General features: G+C 40.1%; 6 protein-coding genes. All 6 read right to left on the bottom strand.

Annotated features, from left to right (window positions below):
• Nucleotides 1-59 (bottom strand): 50S ribosomal protein L36 (gene rpmJ, locus ACTHUT_RS17140; RefSeq protein ID WP_440418699.1); only part of this gene is annotated, 59 nt, incomplete at its 3' end.
• Between the two features lie 18 nt (nt 60-77).
• The gene (infA, locus tag ACTHUT_RS17135) at nt 78-296 is read right to left on the bottom strand and encodes a translation initiation factor IF-1 (protein ID WP_003684714.1); all 219 of its coding nucleotides are present in this window, start codon (nt 294-296) and stop codon (nt 78-80) included.
• Nucleotides 297-300: 4 nt separating this feature from the next.
• On the bottom strand, nt 301-1,614 hold the full coding sequence (gene secY / locus ACTHUT_RS17130; protein WP_440419170.1) for a preprotein translocase subunit SecY: 1,314 nt from the start codon (nt 1,612-1,614) through the stop codon (nt 301-303).
• A gap of 13 nt (nt 1,615-1,627) precedes the next feature.
• The gene (gene rplO / locus ACTHUT_RS17125) at nt 1,628-2,062 is read right to left on the bottom strand and encodes a 50S ribosomal protein L15 (RefSeq protein WP_049329187.1); all 435 of its coding nucleotides are present in this window, start codon (nt 2,060-2,062) and stop codon (nt 1,628-1,630) included.
• A 1-nt stretch (nt 2,063) separates the two neighbouring features.
• Nucleotides 2,064-2,249: a 50S ribosomal protein L30 gene (gene rpmD, locus ACTHUT_RS17120; protein WP_003684808.1), complete on the bottom strand. Its 186-nt coding sequence runs from the start codon at nt 2,247-2,249 to the stop codon at nt 2,064-2,066.
• Nucleotides 2,242-2,760, bottom strand: coding sequence for a 30S ribosomal protein S5 (gene rpsE, locus ACTHUT_RS17115; RefSeq protein ID WP_003684704.1), 519 nt, complete (start codon nt 2,758-2,760; stop codon nt 2,242-2,244). Before rpsE ends, rpmD begins: the two co-directional genes overlap by 8 nt.
• Between the last annotated feature and the right edge of the window lie 71 nt (nt 2,761-2,831).

Here is a 2,831-nt window from a genome sequence, read left to right as displayed (position 1 = left end):
TTACGACGAATAATCTTGCAATTGCGACAAATTTTCTTTACAGAAGGTTGTACACGCATTTTATTTCCTTTTATCGTTTATCTTGCTCGGAAAACAATCCGAGCACGGGTTAAATCATAAGGAGTTAATTCAACTGTTACCTTATCACCTGGAGAAATACGAATATAGTGCATCCGCATTTTGCCAGATATATGACCAAGTACTACATGATCATTTTCCAGTTTTACTTTAAATGTTGCATTGGGCAAAGTCTCAAGGATTTCGCCCTGCATCTGTATGGTATCTTCTTTAGCCATAAGCCTACTTACGTGACAAAGATTTCATATCTGGACGACTTATCAAGTCTTCATACTGACTACTCATTCTATATGAATTGATTTGTGTCCTAAAATCAATTGTAACGACAACCAAAATAAGCAGAGATGTTCCACCTAAATAGAAAGGAACTTTCAATGCCGTCGTTAAAAATTCAGGTATCAGACAGATTGTAGTGATATACAAAGCACCAAATAATGTCAGTCTCAGTACAACTTTTTCCAAATATCTAGAGGTTTGCTCACCTGGGCGAATACCCGGTACAAATGCACCACTCTTCTTCAAATTTTCAGCCATCTCTTTAGGGCTAAATACTAAAGCAGTATAGAAATAGCAGAAGAAGATGATAGTTGTGGCAAATAATACAATATACAAAGGCTGTCCGTGTTGCAGCATTGCAGCAACCTTATGAAGAACAGAATTCGTACTATTTGAACCAAACCACCCTAAAAGTGTAGATGGAAATAAAATGATACTGGAAGCGAAAATAGGAGGAATAACACCTGCCATATTTAGCTTGAACGGCATATGAATGCTTTGTCCCGGCATCATTCCAGAGCCAAACTGTCTTTTAGCATAATGCACAGGAACTTTACGCTGAGCACTCTCAAAATAAACTACAGCATAGATCAACAGCAAAATACCAATCACAATTGATACCGCCATCAACATACTCATAGAGCCTTGTTCAGTCAAAGTTAACATCCGAACAATACCGGATGGAATACCCGATACAATGCCTGCTGTAATAATTAAAGAAATACCATTACCAATACCACGCTCGGTAATTTGCTCCCCTAACCACATCAGAAACATAGTACCTGTAACCAAACAGACTACTGTAGAAATATGAAACTCAAGCGAACTCGTTACAACAACACCTTGCAGATAAACAAATGTTGCAACACCAAAGCTTTGCAATACAGCCAATAATACCGTCCCATACCTAGTATATTTCGTAATTATTTTCCTAACAGCCTCACCTTCCTTTTTTAAAGCTTTTAAAGAAGGAATGATCTCTGAAGCAAGCTGAACAATAATCGACGATGAAATATAAGGCATGATACCAATTGCAAATATACTAAAGCGCTCCAACGAACCACCCGAGAACATATTTAACATTCCGAATATGCCGTTTGCAGCGCCTTCGTATAACTTAGCTAATGCAACAGCATCTACGCCCGGTACCGGTATATGAGCACCAATACGGAAAACGACTAAAGCACCTAAAAGGAATGCCAGACGTTTTTTCAGATCACCAAATTTGGATAATCCCGATAAAGATTGTTGATTAGCCACTGTAGTGCAAGCCTTATTCTTCTACTTTACCACCGGCAGCCTCAATAGCAGCTTTAGCACCTTTAGTAGCTTTTACACCTTTCAAGGTAACTGCTTTTGAGATTTCACCAGAAGCAATAACTTTTACACTAGAAGCAGTTACAGGAATCAGACCAGCTTGTTTAAGAACCAAGACATCAATCTCGTTCACAGCAATCAGATTTAATTCACTCAAACGAACTTCAGCATTAGCGGCAGCAGTCAAAGATTTGAAACCACGTTTCGGCAGACGGCGTTGCAAAGGCATTTGACCGCCTTCAAAACCTACCTTGTGGAAGCCACCAGAACGGCTTTTTTGACCTTTATGACCACGACCACCTGTTTTACCCAAGCCACTACCAATACCACGGCCTACACGACGACTAGCGTGAGTAGCACCCTCAGCAGGTTGAATAGTATTCAAAAACATATTAAGACTCCACTTTCAACAAGTAGCTGATTTTATTGATCATGCCACGGTTTTCAGGGGTATCCAAAACCTCTACAGTATGTTCACGGCGGCGCAAACCTAAACCACGAGCACATGCACGATGAGATTCAATTGTACCGATCAGGCTCTTAACCAATGTAACTTTAATCTTTTTTTGCTCAGTCATGGTTAGCTCCCAAAATATCTTCTACTGTCAAGCCACGTTTAGCAGCAATATCAGCAGGGGTATACAGTTTAGACAAACCGTCTAATGTAGCGCGTACAATATTGTAAGGATTAGTAGAACCATGTACTTTAGCTGAGATGTTATGGATCCCCATAGCATCAAATACTAAACGCATTGGACCACCAGCTTTTACACCGCTACCTTCTTTAGCAGGTTGCATAAATACTTTAGTAGCACCATGACGACCAATAACCTCATGATGAATAGTACCATTTTTCAAAGGTACTTTAATCATAGAGCGTCGAGCTTGATCCATTGCTTTTTGAACAGCAACCGGTACTTCTTTTGATTTACCTTTGCCCATACCAATGCGACCATCACCATCACCAACAACAGTCAGTGCTGAGAAAGCCATGATACGGCCACCTTTAACTACTTTAGTTACGCGATTAACAGCGACCATCTTTTCAATCAGGCCGTCACCGCGTTCTTCAATTTCATGTTTTGCCATCTGAAAGTCTCCAAATATTAGAAGCTTAAACCATTTTCACGTGCAGCTTCAGCCAAAGCTTTCACACGACC

The organism is Neisseria sp. P0022.S010 (genome assembly GCF_051956635.1).
The sequence above is the reverse complement of the archived record's forward strand: the minus strand, read 5'-3'. Positions and strand labels throughout refer to the sequence as shown.

Excerpts from the sequence above, each read along its gene's own strand:
- infA (WP_003684714.1), bottom strand. The coding sequence starts at position 296 with ATGGCTAAAGAAGATACCATACAGATGCAGGGCGAAATCCTTGAGACT.
- rplO (WP_049329187.1), bottom strand. The coding sequence starts at position 2,062 with ATGTTTTTGAATACTATTCAACCTGCTGAGGGTGCTACTCACGCTAGT.
- rpmD (WP_003684808.1), bottom strand. The coding sequence starts at position 2,249 with ATGACTGAGCAAAAAAAGATTAAAGTTACATTGGTTAAGAGCCTGATC.
- rpsE (WP_003684704.1), bottom strand. The coding sequence starts at position 2,760 with ATGGCAAAACATGAAATTGAAGAACGCGGTGACGGCCTGATTGAAAAG.